1 protein-coding gene is annotated in these 600 nt (G+C 45.5%); it reads right to left on the bottom strand.

Annotated elements, in window-relative coordinates; translation table 11 throughout:
* Position 1: 1 nt before the first annotated feature.
* On the bottom strand, positions 2 to 600 hold a 599-nt coding region (locus GCHA_RS20625; RefSeq protein WP_039992878.1), incomplete at its 5' end, for a hypothetical protein.

Raw genomic sequence — 600 nt, forward strand, 5'->3', positions numbered from 1 at the left:
TTTAAGCGCGCTTTAGCAGCTCTTTTGCTTTGCCCATCCCGCGTATTCGTTGATGATGGGTATGGCGCTTGAAGGCATTCATCATTTGCTCTGCACCTGCTGCGTAGCAGAAGTGTTTTTCAAATTCAGTGGTTAAGGCTAGCCACTGTGCTGAGTCTAATCCTAGCCTTTCTAGAATAGGGCTTTGAGTGTTGTCGATATAACCAGGCTTGTCATCACGAATACAGCGACCGATGGTATCGATAAGCTCACAGTAGTCTTTGAGGAAGTAAGCTATTCCTTTGGGCATATTTTCCCTTGAGCTTCCCACAAAGGGCATTAGCGTACTTGGTTGAGCGTGATGATGTTTAGCGGCGTGAAGACGCTTTTTGATGCTGGTGTGTTTTGCTGTTTCAGGTGTTTTGGCTATCTTCGCTCTAATCGGGTTTAAATCCACATAGGCCATACACGCTAGTACTGCACTTTCTTCTAATAGGGCTTGTGATTTAAATCGCCCTTCCCAAAACCGGCCTGTGCAGTCATCTTCTTTATTGGCTTGACGGGCAATGTGCTCATTCAAGTCACGCATAAACCAGCTAATGTCGTATAAGCGTTTTCTGT

Origin of the sequence: Paraglaciecola chathamensis S18K6 (assembly GCA_000314955.1) — a bacterium.
Lineage (GTDB): Bacteria > Pseudomonadota > Gammaproteobacteria > Enterobacterales > Alteromonadaceae > Paraglaciecola > Paraglaciecola chathamensis.